This is a genomic window from Streptomyces sp. NPDC026538 (assembly GCF_055567535.1).
Map to the genome: position 1 here is coordinate 284,766 of NZ_JBVHQG010000012.1, position 25,933 is coordinate 310,698.

A 25,933-nucleotide genomic window follows, 5' to 3' on the forward strand; every position below is an offset into this window, starting at 1 on the left:
ACGGTCGTATTTCCACAAGTCAATCCGTGGGACGTCGGAAGTCGCTCGTACGAGCAATTCACCGCTCCTTAGAGCCCGATAACCCTCCTCCGTCGACCTGACTAGCTCCATCCGGCCATGCGAAACCATCCGAATTGGCAGCCCGGTCGAGATGAACCGTCCGCGCGAGTGACGCGTCTCCAATCTGTGAGAAGCGGTGCGGCTAAATCCCTGCGGAACACCGCCCGGAGGGCAACACTGGTTTCCGACCGACTCATCACCACGGGGGACCGAGATGACCACGACAGAGCGAGAGACCCCACCCATGTGCCAGCACCAGCCACCGTGCCCGACAGCAGAGTCCGCCGACCGGGAGTCCGCCCGCCTGACGGCACACCACCCGGAGCAGGGGTGGAGCCTGCTGTGCAACGGCGTCCTGCTCTTCGAGGACACCGGTGAGCTTCTGCCCGACGGTCAGATCATCGCGCCGCACCGCCCGCTCGGCGCCGGCCGCGTGGTGACCGCCGCCTGACAGCCGACGCACCACCCCCGGGCGGCCCCGCCGCTCCGCCCGGTGACCAGCAGGGGCCGGACGCACACGCATGGTGCGCACCGGCCCCGATGTGCGTCCAGGGGTGATCACACCCTGTAGCCAAGCGCTTGGCGCAGCGCGAAGTAGGCCGGTTTGGGTGCGAGTTGCTCGTCCCAGGGCAGGGCCGCCCCCTCACCCGGGAAGAACGCCGGGATCCACGAGTACTTGTCCGTGTAGTCCCAGACCGTGATGCCCACGCAGTGCCGGACCGCCAGGCAGGCCTTGGTCAGATCGGCGTACCAGGTGGCCTGCTCGGCCAGCTTCTCGTCGGTGGCCGGCAGCTGCATCCGGACGTCCACCTCGGTGAGCGCGGTGTCCAGGCCGAGCCTGGAGAAGCGGCGGAGGTTCTCCTCCAGGGTGGCCGGATAGCCGTACTGGAGGGCGAGATGGGCCTGGAAGCCGATGCCGTCCAGCGGCACGTGCGCCGCCTTCAGCTCCTGGGCGAGCGCGTAGTAGGCGTCGCTCTTCGGGCCGGTGGCCTCGATGTTGTAGTCGTTGAGGTAGAGCCTGGCGTGCGGGTCGGCCTGATGGGCCCAGCGCAGCGCGTCGGCGATGTAGCCGGGGCCGAGTGTCTTGTACCAGAGGGTGTCGCGGTAGCTGCCGTCCTCGTTGAAGGCCTCGTTGACGACGTCCCAGGAGTAGACCTTGCCCCGGTAGTGCCGTACCTCGGTCTGGATGTGCTTCTTCAGCACCGCCCGCAGTTCGCCGGCCGTCCACGCGCGGGAGGTGAGCCAGTCGGGCAGCTGGCTGTGCCAGACCAGGGTGTGGGCGCGTACCCGCTGGTGGTTCCTGCGGGCCGAGTTGACGATCTGGTCGCCGTTGGTCCAGTCGAAGACGCCCTGTTGGGGCTCGGTGGCGTACCACTTCATGCCGTTGCCGGGGGTGATCATGTCGAACTCGGTGCCGAGGATCTTCGTGTAGGCGGTGTCGGTGAGTTCGGGGTTGTCGGTGGCGCTGCCGAAGTAGCGGCCGTGGCGCTGGGCCAGTTCGGCGAGGGTGGGCGGCCGGCCGTGGGCCTGGGCGGCGGGGCCGGTGGCCACCCCCGCCGCCACCAGCACGGCCGCGAGGGCACCGGCGAGTCTGAGACGTGTGCGGGACATCGTGCGACTCCGATCAGTAGGGAGTGCGGATTCAGCCCTTGGTGGCGCCGGCTGTGAGGCCGCCGACGAGCTGGCGCTCGGCGACCGAGTAGAAGGCCAGGGCCGGGACCATGGCGAGGACCAGATAGGCGAAGACCCGGGCGTACTCGGCGGAGTACTGGCCCTGGAACTGCTGGACGCCGATGGGGATGGTCCACCAGGTGGAGTCGGTGAAGACCAGCAGCGGCAGGAAGAAGTTGTTCCAGCTGGTGACCACCGCGAGCACGGAGACCGTGCCGAGCGCGGGCCGGGCCATGGGCAGCAGGATCCGCCAGAAGAAGGCGAAAGGACCGCAGCCGTCCAGGGTGGCCGCCTCCTCCAGCTCACCCGGGATCTCCCGGAAGAAGCCGCGCAGGATGATGATGGTCATCGGCAGTCCGAACGCGGCCTGCGGGAGGATCACGCCCAGCGGGTTGTCCAGCAGGTTCATCGAGCGCAGCAGCAGGAACAACGGCAGCGCCGCCACCGCGAACGGGAACATCAGCCCCATCGTGAACACCGTGAACAGCACCTCACGGCCCCGGAAGGCGAACCGCGCGAAGGAGAAGGCCGCGAGCGCCGACACCGCGACCACCAGCACGGTGGTACCCACCGCGATCAGCGTGCTGTTGCCGACCAGCCGCCAGAACCCGCCGGATCCTAGGATGTCGGTGTAGTTGGAGACGATCCAGGAGTCCGGCAGCCCGACCGGGTTGCGGGACAGCTCGTCGGTGGACTTGAACCCGGACAGCACCGCGTACAGCAGGGGTACGACCATGACCGCGCCGACCACGACGAGGACCAGGTGCAGGGGCAGGTTCCGGACGGTCGTCCTACGGCCGCTCATGCGCCGTCTCCCCTCATGTTCGTGGTCGCGCCCGCCAGGTCGCGGCGGAGCACGAAGCGCTGGTAGGCAAGGGCGAAGACGAGGCTGATGGCGAACATGACCACGCTGATCGCGCTGGCGTAGCCGACCTGGTAGCGCTTGAAGCCGTACTGGAACATGGTCACGGCCATGGTCTCGGAGTGGTGGTCGGGGCCGCCGGCGGTGATCACCCAGACCAGGTCGAAGAGCTGGATGGAGCCGATGACCGACAGGAAGACGCTGATCCGCAGGGTCGGGGCCAGTAGCGGCAGGGTGACATGGCGGAAGCGCTGCCAGGGGTTCGCGCCGTCGACGGTCGCCGCCTCGGTCAACTCGGCCGGGATGGACTGGAGTCCGGCCAGGTAGAGCATCATGTGGAAGCCGAAGTACTTCCAGGTCATGACCAGGAAGAGGGTGGCCATCACGGTGGAGGGGTCGGAGAACCACTCCCCGCCGAGAGCGCCGAGCCCGATGGCGCCCAGCACATGGTCGGCGAGCCCCTGGTCGGGCGCGAAGATCATGCCGAACAGCACACCGGTGATCGCCTCGGACAGCACGTAGGGCGCGAAGAACAGCATCCGGTAGACGGCCCGGCCCCGGATCCGCTGGTTGAGCAGGACCGCCATGGCGAGCGCGAACGGCAGTTGCAGCGCCAGTGAGAGCAGCACCAGGAGCAGACAGCGCCAGAGGTCGCCCAGGAAGACGTCGTCCTGGAAGAGCCGGGTGAAGTTGTCGGTGCCGGTGTAGTCGGACGGCATGCCGAAGCCGCCCCAGCGGAAGAACGAGGCGTAGACCGCGAACAGGATCGGGAGCAGGACGAGCACGCCGAACAGCACCAGGGCGGGCAGCTGGAAGCCCATCGCGGTGAGCCAGTGCAGCAGCCGGCGCCGGGATCGGCTCCGGTCGGCGGACGGCGGCGGCTGGGGCGGGGCGTCCGGTCCCGACCGCATGTCGGACAGGTAGGTCGAGGTCATCGGCCGGCCTACTGCTCTTCCTTCGCGGTCTTGGTGATCGCCTGGGTGACGTCCCCGGGCGACTTGGACCCGGCGATCAGACCGGCGACGCTGTCGTTGACCTGCTGGCCGACGGCGGGCGCGTACGCCTGGTCGAGGTAGAGCTGGAAGCCGGTGGCGGCCTTCAACTGGGTCTGTACGAGCTTCAGGTTGGCGTCGGTCAGCGCGCTCTCGGCGGCGGGGACGACGGGCAGCACGCCGGTCTTCTTCACCAGTTCGGCGTCCGTGGTCTCGGAGGCGAAGAACTTCAGGAAGTCGACGGCCGCCTGCGGGGCGTCGGCGCGCAGCGCGTGTCCGCCGCCGCCTCCGAACACCTCGGTGATGGTGCCCTCGCCGCCCTCCACGGCCGGGAACGGGAAGAAGCCCAGGTTCGCGCCGACGCCCTTGCCGGCGTCGGCCTCGACGACCGGGGCCCACTGGCCCATCAGCTCCATCGCGGCCTTGCCGTTGCCGACGGTGGCTGCCTGGCCGGTCGGGCTGGAGTAGGCGGCGCCCAGGAAGCCCTTCTGGAAGGGCTCCAGGGCGACCAGGTCCTTCAGGTGCTGCCCGGCCTGGACGAACCCGTCGCCGGTGAAGTCCTTGTCGTCGTCGGCCTTCTTGAGGGCCGCGATCCCGGCGGTGCGCATCGCCAGGTAGGCCCAGTAGTACATGCCGGTCCAGCTCTCCTTGCCGGCCAGCGCGAGCGGGGTGACACCGGCGGCCTTCAGCTTCTTCACGGCGTCGAGGAAGGCACTCCAGGTGGTGGGGGGTGCGCTGATGCCGGCCTTCTTGAAGAGCGCCTTGTTGTACCAGAAGCCGATCATGCCGATGTCGAAGGGGATGCCGTACGTCTTGTTGTCGAGGAGGTACGGCTCCTTGGCGACCGGGAGCAGGCCCGAGGCCCAGGACTTGGTGGGGTCGGTGAGATCCTTGACGAGCCCGGCGTCGACCTGCTGCTGAAGGACTCCGCCGCCCCAGGTGTGGAAGATGTCGGGGAGCTTCCCGGAGGCGGTCAGGGCCGTCATCTTCGACTTGTAGGCGTCGTTCTCCAACTGCACGATCTTTACCTTGACCTTGGGGTTCTGCGCCTCGAACTTCTTGGCGAGGGCGGCCCACACGCCCTTGGTCGGGCTGGTCGTGGAGATGTTCCACCACTCGATGGTGGTCTTCCCCCCCGACGAGCCTCCGTCCGAGTCGCCGCCGCAGCCGCTGAGGGCGGTCATGCCCAGTCCGGCGGCCGCGGTGGCCGCCAGGAAACCGCGTCGGGACAGTGCCGGGTCGCCCATGATGCGCTCCTTGGGGTACGGGACGACCGACGCCGTCCTGGTTCGGTGGTGCTCTCGGGTCGCCGTTTTCGAAACATTCGGTATTTTCACCGAACGTTCCGAACGGCGACTCTAGAAAGGCGCATCAGGAGCGTCAAGGTGTCGCGCATCAGCTCGTGGGCGCGTATGCGAACCAGTCGAAGGCGGCCCGGCCCTCGGTGACGTACATACCGATGACCCGGCCGGTGAACCCGCCCGCCACCTGCGTGGAGAGATACCGCCCGTCGAGTTCGGCCAGCCGAACGACACCGTCGGACGTTTCGACCGAGAGGGTCACGGCATCGGGCCCTCCGCGACCGACCCCGGTCGTGTGGGTCTCGACGACCAGGGTCACCGGCCCTGCTGGTACGGGGTGTTCGGAAATCGTCTGCCGCAGCGGCCCGATCCGGGCGACCGCACGCACCGTGCCCCCGTTCACCTCCAGGTCGTAGTGGTGGGCCTCGTCGATACGGACCGAGAGACCCGCGCGTGCCGAGCCCGGGTCGAGGAGCGCGGCGGCACGGCAGTCCGGGTGCTGCTGGCGGCGGCCTACGAAGGTGTGCCCGGCCCGGTCGAGGCTGTCCCCGGTGGCCGTGAGCGTCAGCCAGCCGGGCCGTTCGGACAGCGACCAGCAATCGTCCGGCCGGCTGCGCGGGGAGATCCAGTGCGGCGCGAGGACGGCGGCCGTGAAGTCGTCCCGTACCGGCGGCTGTTCGACCGGGTGCCAGACCGCCGGGGCCTGTTCCCGCTCCCGCACCCGCCCCATGCGCGGCCAGCCGTCCACCCACTCCACCGGAGCCAGGAAGGTCTCCCGGCCGAGGACGTGGAACTCCGGGAACCAGCCGCGTGGCCGGGTGCCGAGCAGCACCGCCCACCAACTGCCGTCGGCGGCCCGCACCAGGTCGGCGTGGCCGGTGCACTGGATCGGCTCCCGGGTGCCCCGATGGGAGACCAGCGGATTGTCCGGCGCCGGCTCCCAGGGCCCGCGAGGCGAGCGGGCCCGCGCCACGGACACCCCGTGTCCGAGCGCGGTGCCGCCCTCGGCGAGCAGCAAGTACCACCACTCGCCGACCCGGTACAGGTGCGGCGCCTCGGGGTCGCGCAGCCCGGTCCCGGACCACATCGGCAGCGGCCCCTCCAGCACCTTCCCGGTCCGGGTGTCGATCCGGGCCACCGCCACCCCCGCGACGGCACACCAGCAGTCGCCGTTCTCGTCCCAGGCCAGGTCGGGGTCGATGCCGGGGACGTCGATCCACACCGGGTCGGACCAGGGCCCCTCCGGCCGCTCGGCGGTGACCAGGAGGTTGCCGCCCGCACTGACATTGGTCGTGACGACGTGGAAGAGCCCGTCGTGGTGCCGGATCGTCGGGGCGTACACACCGCCGGAGGCCGGCGTCCCGTCCGGCGGCGCCAACTGGCCGGGCCGGTCCAGCACGTTGCCGAGCTGCCGCCAGTGCACCAGGTCCCGGCTGTGGAAGAGCGGAACGCCGGGGAAGTACTCGAAGCTGGAACAGACCAGGTAGTAGTCCTCCCCTACCCGGCACACGCTCGGGTCGGGGTGGAAGCCGGGGATGACCGGGTTGTCGTACGTCCGCATGTGCGTGCCCCTCCGCAGCCGTCGCCGAAAGTTTCGGCAAGGTCGGCGAACATTACGAAGCGCACTGTAAGGGGGTGTCCGAGGCCCGACAAGGCGGGTGGGCTACAGCTTCAGGCGGTACGGGAGCAGGCAGACCACGACGTCGGTGCGGGCCCGCAGGACGGTGGCGAGGAGCAGGCCGCGCTGGTTCTGGAGGATTTCGTAGCGGCGGTGGATCGGCTCCACCTCGGGGATGAGGACGGCGACCTGACGACCGCCCTCGGCCGCCCGCTGCACGTAGTCGACGATCGGCTGCACCAGCGAGCGGTGCGGGCTGTCGACGATGTCGAGACGCACTCCGGGATTCCACCGCTCCCAGGCCTCCTCCAGCGCACGGGACCTGGCCGGGTCCGCGTGCACCGCGACGGCGACCACCTCGTCGCCGAGGGCGAGGGCGGCGCCCAGGGCGTGCCGGGCGAGTTTGCTGACCTCGCCGATCGGCACGATCACCAGGCTGCCGGTGTGCCGGGGCGGGGGCTGCGGGGTGCGGCCGAGGCCCAGTTCCTGGCCCACGGCGGTGTAGTAGCGCTCGATGCGGGCGAACAGCAGCATCAGCAGCGGTACGGCGATCACGACCACCCAGGCGCCGCCGAGGAACTTGGTGAGCAGCAGGATGACCCCGGCCAGGGTGGTGAGCAGGGCGCCGGTGCCGTTGATCAGCGCCCGGCGTTTCCAGCCGGGCGGCCGCTGGGTCGCCCAGTGCCGGACCAGGCCGGTCTGGCTCAGGGTGAAGCCGATGAAGACGCCGATGGCGAAGAGCGGCAGCAACCGGTGGGTGTCGGCGTCGGTGGCGATCAGCAGCAGCGCGGCCAGCAGGGCGAGGGCCACCACGCCGTAACGGTAGACCGGGCGTTCGGCGCGCAGGCCGAAGAGGTGGGGCAGCCGGTGGTCGCGGGCGAGCAGGCTCAGCAGCACCGGGAGCCCGCCGAAGCTGGTGTTGGCGGCCAGGCCCAGGACCAGGGTGACGACGAGGTTGGTGACGTAGTAGGGCCAGCCGGTGCCGTAGGCGCCCGCGGTGAGCTGGGCGAGGACGGTCACCCCGCCGCGCGGGGCCACATGATCGCGGCGGATGAGGATCGCCAGGCCGATCAGCATGATCCCGAGCAGGCCGCCCAGCATCAGTTCGGTGCGCTGGGCGCGCTTGACGCTGGGGGGCCGGAAGGTCGGTACGGCGTTGGCGATGGCCTCCACGCCGGTCAGGGCCGAGCAGCCGGACGAGAACGCCTTGAGGATCACCAGCGCGCCCAGCGCCTCGGTGGCGTGCACGGGCCGGCCGGTGCCGACGACGGCGACCGGGTGCGAGCGCAGCAGGCCGAGCAGGATCACCCCGAGGATCGCCACGATGAACAGGAGGGTCGGCAGCATCAGCACCCGGGCGCTCTCGGCGATGCCCCGCAGGTTCACGGCCGTCAGCAGGACCAGGCCGATCAGGCAGACGAGCAGCTTGTCGTGGCCCAGGGACGGGAAGGCCGAGGCGAGCGCGTCGGCGCCGGCCGCGAGGCTGACGGCGACGGTGAGGACGTAGTCGACGACCAGGCTGGCGGCGGCGAGCAGGCTCGCGGTGCGGCCGAGATCCGTCTTGGCGACGGCGTAGGCGCCACCGCCGTCCGGGTGAACGGCGATGACCTGGCCGTACGACACGACCAGCGCGGCGAGCAGAAAGGTGATCGCCAGGGTGATGGGCAGGGTGGCGGTGAGCGCCCCGGTGCCGGCGACCACCAGGGCCAGCACGATCGCCTCGGGGCCGTACGCCACCGAGCTGAGCGCGTCCAAAGAGAGCGCGGCCAGCCCCTCCAAGCTGGTCAGGCCGTGCCTGTCGCCCTCGCCCGGGCGCAACGGAACCCTCGGTCTCAGTTCACGACGTGCCAGGCCATACGCCATCGGGACCCCATCACGGCCGGTGGGACGGTCGGCAACAGTGTCCGCCCTGCCCGGCCGGCCCGCCCCGTGAAGGGCCCGGACGGGCCGGCCGGCGTGAGTGAGGGATGGCCGGCCCCGTCCGGGAGTCTCTGGAGGAGCCCCTCCGCCAACGGGCCGAGGGACAGTGCGGGCAGGAAGTCGAGCAGCGCCCCCGCATCTCCGGGAACCCGATCCGCCTGCGCAGGTACTCGGGGGTCCGGCCGACCATCAGTCCGCCGACGAAGACGGCGATCAGCACCGCCATGATCAGGCCGTACAGTCCGCTGCCGGTGCCGCCGGGCGCGATCTCGCCGAGCATCATGGCCGACAGGAGCACCCCGCCGCCGAGGCTGGAGAAGCTGTCGTACGACGCGTTCGCCGCGCCGTCGGCGGAGCCGGTGGCGGCGATGCCGAAGAGGGGCGAGCCAGGGACGCCGAAGCGGGTCTCGGTGCCCTCGTACGGCCCGCCGACGGCCTCGGTGACCGTGCCGGTGCGAGGTCACCGCGTCGCAACTCGCCCGCGCCGACGCTCTCTTCGGCGTACGGACCGTCCGCCGGGCCGGTGAGCCGGCGGCCGACGGTCTGGCGCCGCATGCCCCGAAGGGTGTCGGCCTGGGCGCGGCCCCGGCTCTCGGCGACCGCCTCGGCCAGGTTGGCGAAGACGACGGTCAGCCACAGCCAGACGGTGATCAGCCAGCCGAACCCGGACGGGTGGGCGATGGCGAGCCCCGTGGTCAGGGCCGCGCCGATCTCGGTGACGAACATGACCGGGTTGCGGGCCAGGGTCACCGGGTTCAGCTTGCGCAGGGCGGCCGGGAGGGGCCGCCACAGCTGCTGGGGATCGAGCAGTCCGGCGCCTATCCGGCGGCCGGTTTCCGCGTCGGGCGGTCGTACCGTGCCGGCGGGTTTCTCACGTACGGGTGCGGGCGCGGTCATCAGAAGCGCTCCGGCTTGATCAGGGCCACCACGAGGTAGGCCAGCAGGCCGACCGCGACGATCAGCCCGACGATGTTCTCGATCGTCACAGGGACCTTTTCTTCAAGGGCACGCGTTGTAGGGGGACTTGGGACAGGACACCTCCGGGCGAGGGCCGGGCCGTCGCTCGCCCGGAGGTGGATCGGGGGGGACGGGCCGGATTACAGCCCGACGTCCCGGCGGCGGATGTCCTCCAGGGACTCCCGGCGGACCAGCAGCCGGGCGTGGCCGTCCCGGACCGCGGTGACCGGCGGCCGGCCGACCAGGTTGTAGCCGGAGGCCATGGAGAGGTGGTATGCACCGGCCACCGGGACCGCGAGCAGGTCGCCCGGGCGCAGGTCGGAGGGGAGTTCCACGTCGGCGGCCAGGATGTCCCCGGCCTCGCAGTGCCGCCCCACGACGGTCACCGGCGCCGGCGCCGCGTCGCTCGTGCGGCCGACCAGCCGGGGCGCGTACCGGACGCCGTACAGAGCGGGCCGCGGGTTGTCGCTCATCCCGCCGTCGACGGCGACGAACGTGTGGTCACCGGTCTTCTTGACCGCGAGGACGCGGTACACGGCGATCCCGGCCGGCCCGACGATGGCCCGGCCCGGCTCGATGATCAGGCGGGGCACCGGCAGCCCGGCCGCCGCGCACGCCTCCGTCAGCTCGGCGCGTACCTTACGGGCCAGGGCGGTGAGGTCGAGGGCCTCCTCGCCGGGCCGGTAGGCGATGCCGTGGCCGCCGCCGAGGTCCAGCTCGGGCAGCACCAGTCCGTGCTGCTCGTGCAGGCGGGCCATGAGGCCGACCATCCGGCGCACCGCGGCGAGATACGGCTTGACGCTGGTGATCTGGGAGCCCAGGTGGCAGTGCAGTCCGGTGAGTTCCAGCTGCGGCTGGTCCAGTATCCGGGCGATGGCGTGCTGCGCGTACCCGTCGGCGATGGACAGCCCGAACTTCTGGTCGTCCGTGCCGGTGCGGATCTTCTCGTGGCCGCCCGCGCTGATCCCGGGCACCACCCGCACCATCACCTTCTGGTGCCCGTCGGGCCCGACTGCGGCGGCCAGCCGGGCGATCTCCGACGGACTGTCGATCACGATCCGTCCCACGCCCAGCCGCAGCGCGGTCTCCAGGTCCCGCGGGGACTTGGCGTTGCCGTGCAGCACGATCCGCTCCGGCGGGAACCCGGTGGTGACCGCCAGTTCCAGCTCACCGGCCGAGCAGACGTCCAGGCCGAGGCCCTCCTCCTCGGTCCAGTGGACCATCGCCCGGCACAGGAACGCCTTGGCGGCGTACAGGACTTCGGCGTCGGGGAAGGCATGGCGGTAGGTACGGCAGCGCTCGCGTACCTCGTCCTCGTCCAGGACGTAGACGGGCGTGCCGAAGCGGTCGGCGACCTCGGCGAGCGGGACACCTCCCACGGCCAGGTCGCCGGGCCTGGGCTCGGTGGTGGAGGCCGGCCACACCGACAGATCGGCGGGCGTGGTGGTGAGGACGGGTTCGTGCAGGGTGGTCATCGACCGCTCCCCTCTCAGACGGTTCAGGCGGTTCGGACGATCCGCAGAGGCACGGCGACGGGCGCGAGCGGTCGTACCGGCGTCGGGGCCGGTGCGGACAACTGGGGGTCGACCGTGACGGTGGTGACGCCGAGCGGTGCGGTCAGAGCACGCAGCGCGGGCTCGGCGAGCCGGATCCAGGCCTGGTCGGGGCCGAGCGTTCCGGCGAGTGCGCGGGCCGAGGTGAAACCGACGGCGGTGCGCTCGCCCAGCGGAGTGCGGAACAGACGGGCCGCACATCCCGCGGGTCCCGGCCGGACCGGTACGAACAGGGGTCCGGCCGGGGAACGATCGGAAGGCTCCGGATCGTCACCGCACAAGAGTTCTGGCATGGGATGCCTCCTGGTACAGGAAAGAGGTGGTGCCCCGGAGGCGGGGAGGCCGACCGGGGCTCACCCAAGAAGCTATGCCCGCCCCCGGCGGTCCTCGGATGCCTCATGACGGGACGCTGACGGTGATCGCGGTGACGTTGACGGGACGCTGACGGAGGGGCCGTCGATGCTGGTCGCGGGCGTCAGAGGCGTGCCAAGAAGCGGCTGCCGGGCTGGCCCGCGCGCGGCTCCGGGGAGTGTCATGGAGGCGGTCCGTCCCCGGGACACGCCCGGGGTCCGCTGCGGAAGTACGGTGGATACATGTCCGGTTACGACACCTGCACATCCGGTCGGGTCGTCGTCGGTGTGAGCGGTTCGCTGGGCAGTGTCACCGCCCTGCGCCGCGCGGCGGCGGAAGCCCGAAGGCGCGAAGCCGAGCTGTGGCCGGTGCTGGCCTGGGAGCCGCCGGGCGGTGAGCTGGCGGCGCGTCACTCCCCCACCCCGCCGGCGCTGGTCGAGGAGTGGCAGCGGCTGGCCCGGGAGCGGCTGCTGGTCGTGCTCGGCGAGGTCTTCGGCGAGGCGACGCCGGCCGGCGTCCCGCTGCACGGTCTCGTCGTCCGCGCCACCCCCGGCCTGGCCCTGGTGGAGACGGCGGACCGGGACGACGACGTCCTGGTCGTCGGCGCGGGCCGGCGCGGCTGGCACCGGGCCTTCTCGGGCCGCGTCACCCGCTACTGCCTGACCCACGCGCACTGCCCGGTCCTCGCGATACCGCCGTCCCCGCTGGAGGACATGCTGGCGTCGGCACACCGCCGCAACAGCTGGCATCTGCCGATGAACGTACGGCAGTTGTCGTCCTGACACGTGAGGACGTCAGTGCGGCGGACCAGACCCCGCGAGGTCAGCGGCGGACCGGGCGGCACGACGTCACCGCGGCGGACCAGACCCTACGACGTCACCGCGGCCGAGAGATCCGGCCGCCCCGGTCTCCGCCCCGGCGCCGGCGGCAGGCCCAGCACCATCGTGAGCCCCCCGCCCGGCGTGTCCTCGGCCGTCAGCGTGCCGCCCATCGCCTCGGCGAACCCCCGGGCCACGGCCAGACCGAGACCGACCCCGGCACCGCGCGGCGAGTCGCCGTACCGCTGGAACGGCTCGAAGATGCGCTCCTTGGCCTCGTCCGGGACGCCGGGCCCACGGTCGACGACCCGCACCTCCACCCGGTCGGCCATGGAACTGGCCTTCACCAGCACGGGGGTGTCCGCGGGGCTGTACTTCACCGCGTTCTCGACCACGTTGGCGACGACCCGCTCCAGGAGCCCCTTGTCGACATGGACCATGGGCAGCGTTTCCGGAATGTCCAGCTCGACGCTGTCCTCGGGGACCCCGCCGAGCGCCATCGGCACCACCTCGTCCAGGTCGGCCTCGCGGACGATGGGCGTGACGGTGCCGGTCTGCAGACGGGTGATGTCCAGGAGGTTCCCCACGAGGTGGTCGAGCCGGTCGGCACCCGCCTCTATCGCCTCCAGCAGCTCCGCCCGGTCCTGCTCGGACCACTCGACGTCGTCCGAACGCAGCGACGACACCGACGCCTTGATACCGGCCAGCGGGGTGCGCAGATCGTGGCTGACGGCGGCCAGCAGCGCCGTACGGATGCGGTTGCCCTCCGCCAGCTCCTTCGCCTGGTCCGCCTCCTGCTGGAGCCGTTGCCGGTCGAGTACGACGACCGCCTGCGCGGCGAACGCGGCCAGCACGCGCCGGTCGGAGGCCGGCAGCACCCGCCCGGACAGGGCGAGGGTCATATGGTCGCCGACCGGCATGTCGACGTCCGCGTTCTCCGGCGACTGACAGGGCCGCGGGCCGACGCTGCCGGCGCAGGTCCACGGTGCCACGTCGTCCGCCCGCTCCAGCAGCGCCACCGACTCCATGCCGAACGTCTCGCGCACCCGTTCCAGGAGCGCCTCCAGGCTGGTCTCCCCTCTCAGCACGCTGCCGGCGAGGAAGGACAGGATCTCCGACTCGGCGCGCAGCCGGGTCGCCTGCTGGGTGCGCCGGGCCGCCAGGTCCACCACCGACGCCACCGACACCGCGACCCCGACGAAGATCGCTATGGCGACGATGTTCTCGGGGTCGGCGATCGTGAAGGTGTGCACGGGCGGGGTGAAGAACCAGTTGATCAGAAGGGAGCCGACGACCGCCGAGGTGAGCGCCGGGAGCAGTCCGCCGAGCAGGGCCGCGGCGACCGTCAGGGCGAGGTACAGCAGCATGTCGTTGGCCAGACCCACCTGCGGTGCGACGCCGGTCAGCAGCCAGGTCAGCAGGACCGGTCCGAGCACGCCGGCCAGCCAGCCCCAGATGATCCGGGACCGGCCGAGCCGCGCCGAACGCGCCAGCGGGAGCCGCCCCTTGCCCGCCTCGGCGTGCGTGATGAGGTGGACGTCGAGGTCCGGCCCGGACTCCCGGGCGACCGTGGCCCCGACGCCCGGCCCGAAGACGTACTGCCAGCTGCTGCGCCGGGAGACGCCGAGGACGATCTGGGTGGCGTTGACCCCGCGGGCGAAGTCGAGCAGGGCGTTCGGGACGTCGTCGCCGAGGACATGGTGGAAGGTGCCGCCGAGGTCCTCGACCAGGGTGCGCTGGACGGCGAGTTCCTTCGGGGAGGCGGAGGTGAGGCCGTCGCTGCGCGCTATGTAGACCGCCAGCACCTCGCCGCCGGCGCCCTTCTCGGCCAGCCGGGCGGCCCGCCGGATCAGGGTCCGCCCCTCCGGGCCGCCGGTCAGGCCGACCACGATCCGCTCCCGCGAGCCCCAGATCTTCGAGACCTGGTGCTCGCTGCGGTACTCGTTGAGATACTCGTCGACCCGGTCCGCGACCCAGAGCAGCGCGAGTTCGCGCAGGGCGGTGAGGTTGCCGGGCCGGAAGTAGTTGGACAGGGCCGCGTCGACCTTGTCCGGCTGGTAGATGTTGCCGTGTGCCATCCGGCGGCGCAGCGCCTGCGGGGACATGTCGACCAGCTCGATCTGGTCGGCGCGGCGCACCATTTCGTCGGGCACGGTCTCCTGCTGCCGTACGCCGGTGATGGACTCCACGACGTCGCCCAGCGACTCCAGGTGCTGGATGTTGACGGTGGAGATGACGTCGATCCCGGCGGCCAGCAGCTCCTCGACGTCCTGCCAGCGCTTGGCGTTGCGGGAGCCCGGGATGTTGGTGTGCGGGAGTTCGTCGACCAGGGCGACCTGGGGGCGGCGCGCGAGGACGGCGTCGACGTCCATCTCGGTGAACACCGTGTCCCGGTACTCCAGTTCCCTGCGCGGGATCTCCTCCAGGCCGTGCAGCATCACCTCGGTGCGCGGCCGCCCGTGGTGCTCGACGAACGCGACGACACAGTCGGTGCCCCGTTCGATCCTGCGGTGGGCCTCGGAGAGCATGGCGTAGGTCTTGCCCACGCCGGGTGCCGCGCCGAGGTAGATCCGAAGCCTGCCGCGTGCCATGTCATCCTTCGAAGCGGTAGCCCATGCCGGGCTCGGTGATCAGGTATCGGGGGTGGGACGGATCCGCCTCGAGCTTGCGGCGGAGCTGGGCCATGTAGACCCGCAGGTAGTTGGTCTTGTTGCTCTGGGTGACCCCCCACACCTCGAGCAGCAGGTGCTTCTGCGTGACGAGCCGGCCGGGGTTGGTGACCAGGATCTCCAGCAGATGCCACTCGGTGGGGGTGAGCCGTACGTCGCGGCCGGCACGTACGGCCTTCTTGGCGAGCAGGTCGATGGTGAAGTCGGCCGTCTCCACCAGGGTGGTCTCGGGGGCGAGCGGCACGTCCCCGGTACGGCGGACCGCCGCCCGCAGCCGGGCGAGGAGTTCGTCCATGCTGAACGGCTTGGTGATGTAGTCGTCGGCGCCCGCGTCCAGCGCGGCGACCTTCTCGTCGGAGGCCTGCCGTGCCGACAGCACCAGGATCGGTACACGGGTCCAGCCGCGCAGCGCCTTGATGACGTCGACCCCGTCCATGTCGGGCAGTCCGAGGTCGAGCATCACCACGTCCGGCTGACGCGCGGCCGCCAGCCGGAGGGCCGTGGCGCCGTCGGGGGCCGCGTCCACTCCGTACTGGCGTGCCTGCATGTTGATCACGAGTGCCCGTACGAGCTGTGGGTCGTCTTCCACGACCAGCACTCGGGTCATCAGCTGCCCTTGATCAGTTCCTTCAGCGCGATGTTGAGTTCGAGGACGTTCACCCGGGGCTCACCGATGAAGCCGAGGGTACGGCCCGTGGTGTGGTCCTTCACCAGCTTCTCCACCTGGTCGACGGAGAGGTTGTTCTTCGCCGCGACGCGGTGGACCTGGAGCTCGGCGTAGACCGGGGAGATGTCCGGGTCCAGGCCGGAGCCCGAGGAGGTGACGGCGTCGGCCGGCACCTGGGCCGGCGTGACCGTATAACCGGGCACCGAGTTGTCCTTGACGACCGCGGCCTTGGCGTCCTTCACCTGCTGGATCAGCACCTTGTTGTCGGCGGCGAGGTTGGTCGCACCCGAAAGGATCAACGTGTACTTGGTGTTGATGCTGTTGCTGCCGAGCCCGTTGGCCGGGCGGCCCTGGAACCACTGCAGGGCCGCGTCCGGGGTTTCCTGACCCTTCTTCAGCGGCAGGTTGTACGACTGGCCGATCAGGGACGAGCCGACGACCTTGCCGTCCGCCTTGACCTCGGAGCCGTTCGCCTTGTCGCTGAACGCGGCCTGGGCGATGCCGGTGACGACCAGCGGGTAGATCACGCCCGTCACCAGGGTCAGCACGAGGAGGGCGCGCAGGCCCGCCCAGAGCAACCGGGCTGTGTTGCTTACGGAGTTGTTCATGGCCTTCAGCCGATTCCGGGGATGAGGGAGATGAGCAGGTCGATGATCTTGATGCCGATGAAGGGCGCGATCAGGCCGCCGAGGCCGTAGATCCCGAGGTTGCGGCGGAGCATCTTGTCGGCGCTGACCGGCTTGTACTGGACGCCTCGCAGCGAGAGCGGCACCAGCGCGATGATGATCAGCGCGTTGAAGATGACCGCGGACAGGATCGCGGAGCTGGGCGAGGACAGGTGCATGATGTTGAGCTTGTCCAGGCCCGGGTAGACCACGGCGAACATGGCCGGGATGATCGCGAAGTACTTCGCGACGTCGTTGGCGATGGAGAACGTGGTCAGCGCACCGCGCGTGATCAGCAGCTGCTTGCCGATCTCGACGATCTCGATGAGCTTGGTCGGGTTCGAGTCGAGGTCGACCATGTTGCCGGCCTCCTTCGCGGCCGACGTACCCGTGTTCATCGCCACGCCGACGTCCGCCTGCGCGAGCGCGGGCGCGTCGTTGGTGCCGTCGCCGGTCATCGCGACCAGCTTGCCGCCCGCCTGCTCCCGCTTGATGAGGGCCATCTTGTCCTCGGGGGTGGCCTCGGCGAGGAAGTCGTCCACGCCCGCCTCGTCGGCGATCGCCTTGGCGGTCAGCGGGTTGTCACCCGTGATCATGACGGTCTTGATGCCCATGCGGCGCAGTTCCTCGAACCGCTCGCGCATGCCGTCCTTGACGACGTCCTTGAGGTGGATGACGCCCAGGATCCGGGCGCCCTCGGCGTCCTCGACCGCGACGAGGAGCGGGGTGCCGCCGGCCTCGGAGATGCGGTTCGCGAGGGTGTCCGCGTCCTCGGCGACGGTGCCGCCCTGTTCGCGGACCCAGGCGATGACCGAACCGGCCGCGCCCTTGCGGATCTTCCTGCCGTCGACGTCCACACCCGACATGCGGGTCTGGGCGGTGAAGGCGATCCACTCGGCGTGCGCCAGCTCGCCCTGGTGCCGCTCGCGCAGCCCGTACTTCTCCTTCGCCAGGACGACGATGGAGCGGCCCTCGGGGGTCTCGTCGGCCAGCGACGACAGCTGGGCCGCGTCGGCCACCTCGGCCTCGGTCGCCCCGCGCACCGGCAGGAACTCGGAGGCCTGGCGGTTGCCGAGGGTGATGGTGCCGGTCTTGTCGAGCAGCAGGGTGGAGACGTCACCGGCGGCCTCGACGGCGCGGCCCGACATGGCGAGCACGTTGCGCTGCACCAGCCGGTCCATGCCGGCGATGCCGATCGCGGAGAGCAGCGCGCCGATGGTGGTCGGGATGAGGCAGACCAGGAGGGCGACCAGCACGACCATCGTCAGGTGGGTGCCCGCGTAGTCCGCGAAGGGCGGGAGGGTGGCGACGGCCAGCAGGAAGACGATCGTCAGCGAGGCGAGCAGGATGTTGAGCGCGATCTCGTTGGGCGTCTTCTGCCGGGCCGCGCCCTCGACGAGGCTGATCATCCGGTCGATGAAGGTCTCGCCCGGCTTCGTCGTGATCTTGATGACGATCCGGTCGGACAGCACCTTGGTACCGCCCGTGACCGCGGACCGGTCACCGCCGGACTCGCGGATGACCGGGGCCGACTCACCGGTGATCGCCGACTCGTCGACCGACGCGACACCCTCGATGACGTCACCGTCACCGGGGATGATGTCGCCGGCCTCGCAGACCACCAGGTCACCGATCTTCAGCTCGGTGCCGGGCACCTGCTCCTCGGTGTCGCCGACCAGCCGCCGGGCCACCGTGTCGGTCTTGGCCTTGCGCAGGGTGTCGGCCTGGGCCTTGCCGCGGCCCTCGGCGACCGCCTCCGCGAGGTTGGCGAAGATCACGGTCAGCCACAGCCAGGCGCTGATGGTCCAGCCGAACCAGTCGCCCGGGTCCTTGAAGGAGAAGACCGTGGTCAGGATCGAGCCGACCCACACCACGAACATCACGGGCGACTTGATCATGACCCGCGGATCGAGCTTGCGGCAGGCCTCGGGGAGGGACTTGATCAGCTGCTTGGGGTCGAACAGGCCCGCGCCGACGCGGCCTTCGGCGGGCTTGTGCCCGGTCGGCGCGTCCTGGTGGGGCGCAAGGGTGGGTGTGGACATGGTGTCCTCGTGGGCTTCCGTTCGGGTGGTCACGACGCCAGCCCCTCGGCCAGCGGGCCCAGCGCCAGGGCCGGGAAGTAGGTCAGACCGGTGATGATCAGGATCGCGCCGACGAGCAGGCCGGTGAAGAGCGGCTTCTCGGTGCGCAGGGTGCCGGCCGTGGCCGGGACGGGTTTCTGCTCGGCGAGCGAGCCGGCCAGCGCGAGCACGAACACCATCGGCAGGAAGCGGCCGAACAGCATCGCGAGTCCGGTCATGGTGTTGTACCAGTCGGTGTTCGCGTTCAGGCCGGCGAAGGCCGAGCCGTTGTTGTTGGCCGCCGAGGTGAAGGCGTACAGCACCTCGGAGAAGCCGTGCGCTCCCGGGTTGAGCATGGAGTGCGGCGGGGTCGGCAGGGCCATGGAGGCCGCGGCGAAGACGAGCGCCAGCGCCGGGGTGATCAGGATGTAGATCGCCGACAGCTTGATCTCGCGGGCGCCGATCTTCTTGCCCAGGTACTCGGGCGTGCGGCCGACCATCAGACCGGCGATGAACACCGCGATGATCGCCATGATCAGGATGCCGTAGAGGCCGGAGCCGGTACCACCGGGGGCGATCTCGCCCAGCATCATGCTGAGCAGGGTGATACCGCCGCCCAGGCCGGTGAACGAGGAATGGAAGGAGTCCACCGCGCCGGTCGAGGTCAGGGTGGTCGACACCGCGAAGATCGACGAGGAGCCGACTCCGAAGCGGACCTCCTTGCCCTCGTAGGCACCGCCCGCGAGCTGGAGCGCGGGGCCGTGGTGGGCGAATTCGGTCCACATCATCAGCGCGGTGAAGCCGAGCCAGATGGTGCCCATGGTGGCGAGGATCGCGTAACCCTGCTTGACCGAGCCGACCATCACACCGAAGGTGCGGGTCAGCGCGAACGGGATCAGCAGGATCAGGAAGATCTCGAAGAGGTTGGTGAAGGGCGTCGGGTTTTCGAAGGGATGGGCGGAGTTGGCGTTGAAGTAGCCACCGCCGTTGGTGCCCAGCTCCTTGATGGCCTCCTGGGAGGCGACCGCGCCGCCGTTCCACTGCTGCGAGCCGCCCATGAACTGGCCGACCTCGTGGATGCCGGAGAAGTTCTGGATGGCACCGCAGGCGACCAGGATGATCGCGGCGAGCACGGAGAACGGCACGAGGATGCGGATGACGCCGCGCACCAGGTCGGACCAGAAGTTGCCGATCTCACCGGTGCGCGACCGGGCGAAACCGCGCACCAGAGCCACCGCGACCGCGATGCCGACCGCCGCGGACACGAAGTTCTGCACGGCCAGACCGGCCGTCTGCACGACGTGGCCCATGGTCTGCTCGCCGTAGTAAGACTGCCAGTTCGTGTTGGTCACGAAGGAGACGGCCGTGTTGAACGACTGGGCCGGGTTGACCGAGGAGAAGCCGAGCGAGCCGGGCAGGATGCCCTGGAGCCGCTGCAGCAGGTAGAGGAAGAGGACGCCGACCAGGGAGAAGGCGAGGACCCCGCGCAGGTAGGCGGGCCAGCGCATCTCGGTGTCGGGGTTGGCACCGACGCCCTTGTAGATCCACTTCTCGACGCGCCAGTGCTTGTCGGAGGAGTAGACCTTGGCCATGTAGTTGCCGAAGGGGATGTAGCAGAGCGCCAGCGCGCCTATGAGCGCGGCGAGCTGGAGCACGGCGGCGGTTACGGGACCCATGTCTGTCTCAGAACCTCTCCGGGAAGATCAGGGCGAGGACGAGATAGCCCAGCAGGGCGACGGCCACGACGAGGCCGACGATGTTCTCGGCGGTCACAGCTTGGTCACCCCCTTGGCGATGAGGGCCACCAGCGCGAAACCCGCGAGCACGGTGACGACGAAGGCCAGATCGGCCATCGTGAACTCCTGGATGAGGTGCGGAACGGACTCGGACTGTTAGAGGAAAGCGTCTTTCTGGCCGGATTCAGCCGCCGTTGACGGGTCCCTTACGGTGGTGTTCGCGCCTTTGACGGGACTCTTACGCGGCCTCGACCAACCCGCGACCGGAAGCCACCGTTCAGCCTCAGAAACCCCCTGAACAGGGGGAACGCGAGTCTCAGACGCAGCAGACGCAGCAGGGCAGCACGAGCTGCGGACGCGGCAGAACGGCGTCAGGGCACGCGTAAGGACGGACGTCGGGACAGCCCACCAGGGCAGGCGTCAGGAGAGCCGGAACCGCAGCCGGCAGATCACCGCGTCGGTCTCCCGGCGCACGGCGTGCGCGACGACCGCACCGCGCTGGTTCTGCAGCAGCCGCTGCCACAGCCGCTCCGGCTCGGTCTCCGGGATCAGCACGGTCACCTGGGTGGCCGGCTCGGCCGCGGTCACCTCACGGACGTAGGCGGCGATGGGACGGCCCAGCGTGCGCCGCTCGCAGTTCAGCCGGACGAGCTCCACGCCGGGGTCCCACTCGGCCCACGCGCGCTCCAGGGCGTGCAGCTGGGCCCGGTCCTCGGGGTCGGGGTGGCAGACGGTCACGGCACGGACCTCGTCGCCGAGGGAGGCGGCCGCGGAGAGCGCCTGGGAGGTGAGCCGGGACAGGGACGACACCGGCACGATCACGACCGACCGCTCGCGGTACGGCGCCTGCGGGATCCGCCCGAGCCCGAGCCGCTCCCCGATCCGCCTGTAGGCGCGATGCACGGCCCCGAAAGCTGCGACGAGCAGCGGCAGCATCACGACGACGAGCCAGGCGCCCTCGGCGAACTTGCCGGCGGTGACGACGACGGACGCGACACCGGTCAGGACCGCCCCGAAGCCGTTGAGCAGCGCCTTCCCCCGCCAGCCGGGCCCGCGCTCCAGTCTCCAGTGCTTCACCATGCCCACCTGGGCGATCGTGAAGCCGACGAAGACACCGATGGCGAACAGCGGCACCAGCGTGTTGGTGTCGCCGCCGGAGAACACCAGCAGCGCCGCCGAGACCAGGGCCAGGGCGAGCACCCCGTGCCGGTGCACCTGCCGGTCGGCCTTGAGCGCGAAGACATGCGGCAGGTAGTTGTCCCGGGCGAGCAGCTTGAGCAGCACCGGAAGCCCGCCGAACGACGTGTTGGCGGACAACGCCAGCAGGATCATCGTGGCGAACTGGATGACGTAGAAGCCCCAGTTGTGCCCGAGCGAGGCGTCGGCGAGCTGCGCGAGGACGGTCACGCCCGCGACCGGCTGGAGGTGGAACCGGGAGATCAGCACCGACAGCCCGATCAGCATCACGCCGAGCACGGCGCCGAGGGCGATCTCCGCGCGCTGGGCCCGCCTGACGCGCGGCGCCCGGAAGGAGGGCACGGCGTTGGCGATGGCCTCGACACCGGTGAGCGCGGCACAACCGGAGGCGAAGGCCTTCAGCAGGAGCAGGGCGCCGACGCCGGAGGCATTGTCGGCGAGCACCGAGGCGTGTCCGGCGGCGGTGGCGGTGCTGGCCGGTGCGGACCGGAAGAGCCCCACGACGATCAGCACGAAGATGGACCCCACGAACACCACGGTCGGCACGATGAACGCCTTGGCCGACTCCACGATGCCCCGCAGGTTCACACCGGTGATCAGCACCAGCACGGCCAGACACAGCCACAGCCGGTCCGGGTAGAGCGACGGGAAGGCGGAGGTGAGGGCGGCGACACCGGCGGTCACGGCGACGGCGACGTTCAGGACGTAGTCGAGCACCAGGGACGCGGCGGCCACGAGACCGGTCCGGGCACCGAGATGCCTCCGGGCCACGGCGTACGACCCTCCTCCGTCCGGGAAGGCCGCGATGACCTGCCGGTACGAGGCGACGAGCACCGCCAGCAGGGCCGCGATGGCCAGGGTGACCGGCAGCGTGAAACCGAGCCCGTGCGCACCGGCGGCGGCCAGCACCAGCACGATGGCCTCCGGCCCGTACGCCACCGACGCCATGGCGTCCAGCGACAGCGCGGCGAGGCCGGTGACGGCGGTGAGCCGGTGTCGCTCGTCGGTATCGGGCGGCTCCTCACCGGCGGGCACGGCGCCCGGTTCGGCGGTCAGTACGGACATGGAGGGTGCTCCTTAACGAACGGGATATGCCTTCGCGCGCGGGAGTACCGCGCGCGATGCGACTAGGTTCTGTCCCGTACCGGCCAGGTCCGCCAATCCCTTGCGCGTTCTTCGCGCGGGAGGGTTCGACTTTGACGCCTTCTTGACAAGGCTGACTGCAGCGCGCCCCAAAGGGGCACGGGGCTGTATCGATGTGCGGCTACCGCCGCGTGGGCGCGGCGGTACCCACCGGCCGCACGGACCCACGACCGTCAGATTCCCATCAAAGACATGCCGCACCTGCTGACGCCGTGCCCCACCGCTCCCTACCTTCACCCCATGCAGCACGGCGAAGAAGCCCGCCCCGCCGAGGACCACCGCTGGTCCAAGGACCTCCACGCATCGGCCCGTTGCGCCGGAGCGCTCCTCGTCCTTCTCCTCCTGGTCGACTGGGTGGCGGCCTCCTCCACCTGGTGGCGCGCCGCCCTGTGGACCGCGCTCGCCCTGCTCCTCTTCGCCGCCCTCTGCCCCGCCAGGGTCCGCGCCGGCGACGGCTGGGTCACCTCCCGTCGGCTGCTGCGCACCCGCAGGGTCCGCACGGACCTCCTGGTCTCCGTCCGCTGCCTCGACGGCATCTCTCCCCGGCTGCTGCTGCGGGACTCGTCCGGCGACCGGCTGCGCATCGACCCACAGGTCCTGATCGACAACCCGGGCCTGTGGCGTCACGTCGACGAGGGCGCCCGCAGGTCGGCCGCGGCCGGCACCCTGCTGTGCGGCGCGACCGCGCTGAGCCGCCTCGCCGAACGCGTCGAACACGAGAACGCCCTGGGTGTCTTCAAGGCCTCGGGGCTCGAATAACCCCGGTCAGCCCCCGCGGACCGGCCCCGCCGTGTCCAGCGCCGCCCCGATCCGGTCGGCCAGCGTCACCGCGACCAGCCGCGCCTGCGACGGAGGCACCGGCCCGGATCCCGGGGTGAGCATGAACCGGCCGAGGTAGTGCCCGTTGCCGTACGCGCGCAGCTCGATCTCCCCCTCCGGCCAGCCGCCGCGCTCCACGTCCCAGGCCCGGAGTCCGGCGGTGATCCCGCCGTCCTTGCCCAGCCGGGCCGGCCGGCCCAGCAGGGTGCCGTACTCGAAGCGGCACCCGGCCAGACCGAGCAGGCCGGTCAGTTCGCCGCGCACGAACCAGGCCGCCAAGGTTGGGCCCGATCGGCCAGGGGCAGCGAGACGACCATGGTCAGGCCGCCACCCGGGGTTTCCTCGGGGGTCAGGGTGCCGTCCATCGCCTCGGTCAGCCCGCGGGCGAGGGCGAGGCCGAGGCCGAGGCCGGTGGTGTTGTCGGTGTCGCCGAGTCGCTGGAAGGGCTCGAAGAGGCGGTCACGGCCGCCTGCGGGCAGACCGGGGCCCCGGTCGATGATCCGGAGTTCGGCGCGCCCGGCCAGCGCGCTCGCCGTCACCAGCGCCCGCTTGCCGGGCGGGCTGTAGCGGGCCGCGTTGCCGACCAGGTTGGCGATCACACGCTCCAGCAGCGGCGGGTCGGCCAGCAGCGGTGGCATGTTCTCCGGCTCGCCGTGCACGTCGACCGTCGGCGTGTCCGCGAGGGCCGCCGGGAGCACCTCCTCCAGGGCGGTGGCCCGGAGGTTGAGGGTGAGGACGCCGGCCTCCAGGCGGCTGAGGTCGAGGAGGTTGTCGATGAGCCGGCTCAGCCGGGCCATGGACTCCTCGGCGGTGGCGAGGAGTTCGTCGCGGTCCTCCGGGGAGAACTCCACCTCGCGGCTGCGCAGCGAGGTGACCGCCGCCCAGCCGGCCGCCAGCGGGGTGCGCAGGTCGTGGCCGACGGCCCGCAGCAGCGCGGTGCGCATGCGGTCCGCGGCGCGTACCGGTTCGACCTCGGCCGCGGCCTGCGCGAGCCGGGCCCTCTCCACCGCCGAGCCGACGTGCGCGGCGAAGGCGCCGAGCACCCGCCGCTCGGAGGCGGAGGGGGTACGGCCGCGCAGGATCAGGTAGTTGCCGGGTCCGGCCGGCACGGTGGTGACGTCGGCACCGTCGGGCGGCTCGTCCACGAGTACGGCGGAATCCATGCCGAAGGTCTCGCGGGTGCGTTCCAGCAGGGCCGGGATGGTCTGGCCGCCGCGCACGATGCTGCCGGCCAGCGACGACATGGTCTCGGCCTCCGCGGCGGCCCGGGCCGCGCGCCGGGACAGCCGCAGCGAGCGGTCGACGACCCCGGCGACGGTGGCGGCCACGACCGCGAACACCCCGAGCGCCAGCAGGGCGTTGGGATCGTCGAGGGTGAACTGGCCGACGGGCGGTATGAACCAGTAGTTCAGCAGCAGGGACGCGGTGACGGAGGCGATCACGGCGGAGGTGACCCCGCCTATGCAGGCCACGCCGACCACCGCGAGCAGGAAGAGCAGGGCCTCGCTGGTCAGGTTGACGGTGCCGCGGACCTGGGCGAGGGCGACGGTCAGCAGCACCGGGAGCACCAGCCCCGCCACCGGTCCCGCGATCAGGCGGCGCGGGGAGAGGGTGCGGCGGCGGGAGGGCAGCAGCGTGCCGCGGCCGGCGCGCTCATGGGTGACCCGGTGGACGTCGATGTCGCCGGAGAGCGCGGTGACGACTTCCCCTGTCCCCGGTCCGGTGAGGAAGCGTTCGAGTCGGCCTCGGCGGCTGGTGCCGAGGACGAGCTGGGTGGCGTTCTCGGCGCGGGCGAACTCGACCAGGGCGGTGGCCACGTCGTCGCCGACGACCGAGTGGTAACTGCCGCCGAGGTCCTCGACCAGCCGGCGCTGCCGGGCCAGCGAGGCGTGCGATACACCGGCGGCCAGGCCGTCGCTGCGGGCCACGTGCACGGCGAGCAGGTCGCCGCCCGCCGACCGGTCGGCGATGCGGGCGGCCCGTCGTACCAGCGTGTCGCCCTCCGGACCGCCGGTCAGCGCGACCACGACCCGCTCCCGGGTCTCCCACACCCCGCCGATGGCGTGCTCGGCGCGGTACGACTGGAGCGCCTCGTCGACGCGGTCGGCGACCCAGAGGAGGGCCAGCTGGCGCAGGGCGGTGAGGTTGCCGGGGCGGAAGTAGTTGGCGAGGGCCGCGTCGACCTTCTCGGGGGCGTAGATGTTGCCGTGCGCCATGCGACGGCGCAGGCCCTCCGGCGGGATGTCCACGAACTCGATCTGCTCGGCCCGCCGGACGACCTCGTCGGGCACCGTCTCGTGCTGCGGCACCCCGGTGATCTTCTCGACGACGTCCTTGAGGGATTCCAGATGCTGGATGTTGACGGCGGTGATCACGTCGATGCCGGCGGCGAGCAGGTCCTCGACGTCCTGCCAGCGTTTGGGGTGCCGGCCGCCGCCCGGGATGTTGGTGTGGGCGAACTCGTCGACGATCGCCACCTTCGGGCGGCGCGCCAGCACGGCCGCGACGTCCATCTCCTCGAACTCGCCGCCCCGGTAGTCGCAGCGCAGGCGTGCCACCACCTCCAGGCCGTCGATCATGTCCTCGGTCCGGGGGCGCCCGTGGAACTCCACGAACCCCACGGCCACGTCCGCGCCCCGGGACGCGCGGCGCTGAGCCTCGTCGAGCATGCGGTAGGTCTTGCCGACCCCAGGGGCGGCACCGAGGTAGACCTTGAGTCGTCCGCGCGGTACGTCGTTCATCACCTCAAAGACAAGCGCGCCGGACGGCCCGGGGAGCGGCGTCTTGACGTGTCTCTGGCGCCGCTGACGAGGACGTTGACACTGTCTTGACGGTCATTGGCCGGATAGGGTGAAGGCGGTGTGCCGGGAAGTC

22 protein-coding genes and 1 pseudogene are annotated in these 25,933 nt (G+C 70.9%); 3 read left to right on the forward strand and 20 right to left on the reverse strand.

The annotated features are described in order from the left end of the window. Positions 1-304 precede the first annotated feature (304 nt). A complete protein-coding gene (locus tag ACZ4N4_RS38065; RefSeq protein ID WP_089105610.1) occupies positions 305-511 on the forward strand; it encodes a DUF5999 family protein in 207 nt (68 codons plus the stop codon). Between the two features lie 107 nt (positions 512-618). Here ACZ4N4_RS38065 and ACZ4N4_RS38070 read toward each other — a convergent pair whose 3' ends face one another. From ACZ4N4_RS38070 to ACZ4N4_RS38120, 11 genes and pseudogenes are all read right to left on the reverse strand, one after another. Next, positions 619-1,671: an endo-1,4-beta-xylanase gene (locus ACZ4N4_RS38070; RefSeq protein ID WP_453563448.1), complete on the reverse strand. Its 1,053-nt coding sequence runs from the start codon at positions 1,669-1,671 to the stop codon at positions 619-621. 31 nt (positions 1,672-1,702) lie between these two features. Beyond that, entirely contained in the window at positions 1,703-2,536 is an 834-nt protein-coding gene (locus ACZ4N4_RS38075) for a carbohydrate ABC transporter permease (protein WP_453563445.1), read from the reverse strand. Further along, a complete protein-coding gene (locus tag ACZ4N4_RS38080) occupies positions 2,533-3,528 on the reverse strand; it encodes a carbohydrate ABC transporter permease (protein ID WP_453563444.1) in 996 nt (331 codons plus the stop codon). The genes ACZ4N4_RS38075 and ACZ4N4_RS38080 overlap by 4 nt, the downstream gene beginning before the upstream one ends. A gap of 8 nt (positions 3,529-3,536) precedes the next feature. Then, on the reverse strand, positions 3,537-4,832 hold the full coding sequence (locus ACZ4N4_RS38085; RefSeq protein ID WP_467597559.1) for an extracellular solute-binding protein: 1,296 nt from the start codon (positions 4,830-4,832) through the stop codon (positions 3,537-3,539). Positions 4,833-4,980: 148 nt separating this feature from the next. Continuing rightward, a complete protein-coding gene (locus ACZ4N4_RS38090) occupies positions 4,981-6,447 on the reverse strand; it encodes a glycoside hydrolase family 43 protein (protein WP_467597562.1) in 1,467 nt (488 codons plus the stop codon). A 102-nt stretch (positions 6,448-6,549) separates the two neighbouring features. Further along, a complete protein-coding gene (locus ACZ4N4_RS38095) occupies positions 6,550-8,367 on the reverse strand; it encodes an APC family permease (protein WP_453563436.1) in 1,818 nt (605 codons plus the stop codon). A 10-nt stretch (positions 8,368-8,377) separates the two neighbouring features. Further along, positions 8,378-8,809, reverse strand: a pseudogene (locus ACZ4N4_RS38100) (potassium-transporting ATPase subunit KdpA); the annotation flags it as partial. Further along, entirely contained in the window at positions 8,704-9,321 is a 618-nt protein-coding gene (locus ACZ4N4_RS38105; RefSeq protein ID WP_467597565.1) for a hypothetical protein, read from the reverse strand. The gene ACZ4N4_RS38105 and the pseudogene ACZ4N4_RS38100, both read right to left, overlap by 106 nt. Further along, a complete protein-coding gene (gene kdpF, locus ACZ4N4_RS38110; protein ID WP_360493140.1) occupies positions 9,321-9,410 on the reverse strand; it encodes a K(+)-transporting ATPase subunit F in 90 nt (29 codons plus the stop codon). The genes ACZ4N4_RS38105 and kdpF (ACZ4N4_RS38110) overlap by 1 nt, the downstream gene beginning before the upstream one ends. Before the next feature lie 111 nt (positions 9,411-9,521). After that, positions 9,522-10,856 carry a diaminopimelate decarboxylase gene (gene lysA / locus ACZ4N4_RS38115; protein ID WP_467597568.1) on the reverse strand — a complete coding sequence of 445 codons (1,335 nt, stop codon included), beginning with the start codon at positions 10,854-10,856 and terminating at the stop codon, positions 9,522-9,524. Between the two features lie 23 nt (positions 10,857-10,879). Beyond that, a complete protein-coding gene (locus ACZ4N4_RS38120; protein ID WP_453563430.1) occupies positions 10,880-11,227 on the reverse strand; it encodes an SAV_915 family protein in 348 nt (115 codons plus the stop codon). A 300-nt stretch (positions 11,228-11,527) separates the two neighbouring features. Between ACZ4N4_RS38120 and ACZ4N4_RS38125 the strand changes: the two genes are divergently transcribed. Further along, the gene (locus ACZ4N4_RS38125; protein WP_453563428.1) at positions 11,528-12,067 is read left to right on the forward strand and encodes a universal stress protein; all 540 of its coding nucleotides are present in this window, start codon (positions 11,528-11,530) and stop codon (positions 12,065-12,067) included. 86 nt (positions 12,068-12,153) lie between these two features. On the opposite strand, the gene ACZ4N4_RS38130 is transcribed toward ACZ4N4_RS38125, so the two are convergent. The 7 genes from ACZ4N4_RS38130 to ACZ4N4_RS38160 all read right to left on the reverse strand — a co-directional run bounded on the left by ACZ4N4_RS38130 (position 12,154) and on the right by ACZ4N4_RS38160 (position 22,162). Then, complete coding sequence (locus ACZ4N4_RS38130; protein WP_453563425.1) at positions 12,154-14,694, reverse strand: sensor histidine kinase; 2,541 nt, start codon at positions 14,692-14,694, stop codon at positions 12,154-12,156. A gap of 1 nt (position 14,695) precedes the next feature. Further along, entirely contained in the window at positions 14,696-15,379 is a 684-nt protein-coding gene (locus ACZ4N4_RS38135) for a response regulator (protein ID WP_467597572.1), read from the reverse strand. Next, positions 15,379-16,047, reverse strand: coding sequence for a potassium-transporting ATPase subunit C (locus tag ACZ4N4_RS38140; protein ID WP_453563422.1), 669 nt, complete (start codon positions 16,045-16,047; stop codon positions 15,379-15,381). The genes ACZ4N4_RS38135 and ACZ4N4_RS38140 overlap by 1 nt, the downstream gene beginning before the upstream one ends. Before the next feature lie 5 nt (positions 16,048-16,052). Further along, positions 16,053-18,146, reverse strand: coding sequence for a potassium-transporting ATPase subunit KdpB (gene kdpB, locus ACZ4N4_RS38145; protein WP_453564484.1), 2,094 nt, complete (start codon positions 18,144-18,146; stop codon positions 16,053-16,055). 29 nt (positions 18,147-18,175) lie between these two features. Continuing rightward, complete coding sequence (gene kdpA, locus ACZ4N4_RS38150) at positions 18,176-19,840, reverse strand: potassium-transporting ATPase subunit KdpA (RefSeq protein WP_467597575.1); 1,665 nt, start codon at positions 19,838-19,840, stop codon at positions 18,176-18,178. Positions 19,841-19,847: 7 nt separating this feature from the next. Beyond that, the gene (gene kdpF, locus ACZ4N4_RS38155; protein WP_016434100.1) at positions 19,848-19,937 is read right to left on the reverse strand and encodes a K(+)-transporting ATPase subunit F; all 90 of its coding nucleotides are present in this window, start codon (positions 19,935-19,937) and stop codon (positions 19,848-19,850) included. A 383-nt stretch (positions 19,938-20,320) separates the two neighbouring features. Further along, entirely contained in the window at positions 20,321-22,162 is a 1,842-nt protein-coding gene (locus ACZ4N4_RS38160) for an APC family permease (RefSeq protein ID WP_467597578.1), read from the reverse strand. Between the two features lie 318 nt (positions 22,163-22,480). Between ACZ4N4_RS38160 and ACZ4N4_RS38165 the strand changes: the two genes are divergently transcribed. Next, positions 22,481-22,999 carry a hypothetical protein gene (locus ACZ4N4_RS38165; protein ID WP_467597581.1) on the forward strand — a complete coding sequence of 173 codons (519 nt, stop codon included), beginning with the start codon at positions 22,481-22,483 and terminating at the stop codon, positions 22,997-22,999. Positions 23,000-23,005: 6 nt separating this feature from the next. On the opposite strand, the gene ACZ4N4_RS38170 is transcribed toward ACZ4N4_RS38165, so the two are convergent. Together ACZ4N4_RS38170 and ACZ4N4_RS38175 are read right to left on the reverse strand one after the other, a co-directional pair. Continuing rightward, complete coding sequence (locus ACZ4N4_RS38170; protein ID WP_467597584.1) at positions 23,006-23,323, reverse strand: hypothetical protein; 318 nt, start codon at positions 23,321-23,323, stop codon at positions 23,006-23,008. After that, positions 23,308-25,800, reverse strand: a complete 2,493-nt coding sequence (locus tag ACZ4N4_RS38175; RefSeq protein WP_467597587.1) for an ATP-binding protein — start codon at positions 25,798-25,800, stop codon at positions 23,308-23,310. The genes ACZ4N4_RS38170 and ACZ4N4_RS38175 overlap by 16 nt, the downstream gene beginning before the upstream one ends. Between the last annotated feature and the right edge of the window lie 133 nt (positions 25,801-25,933).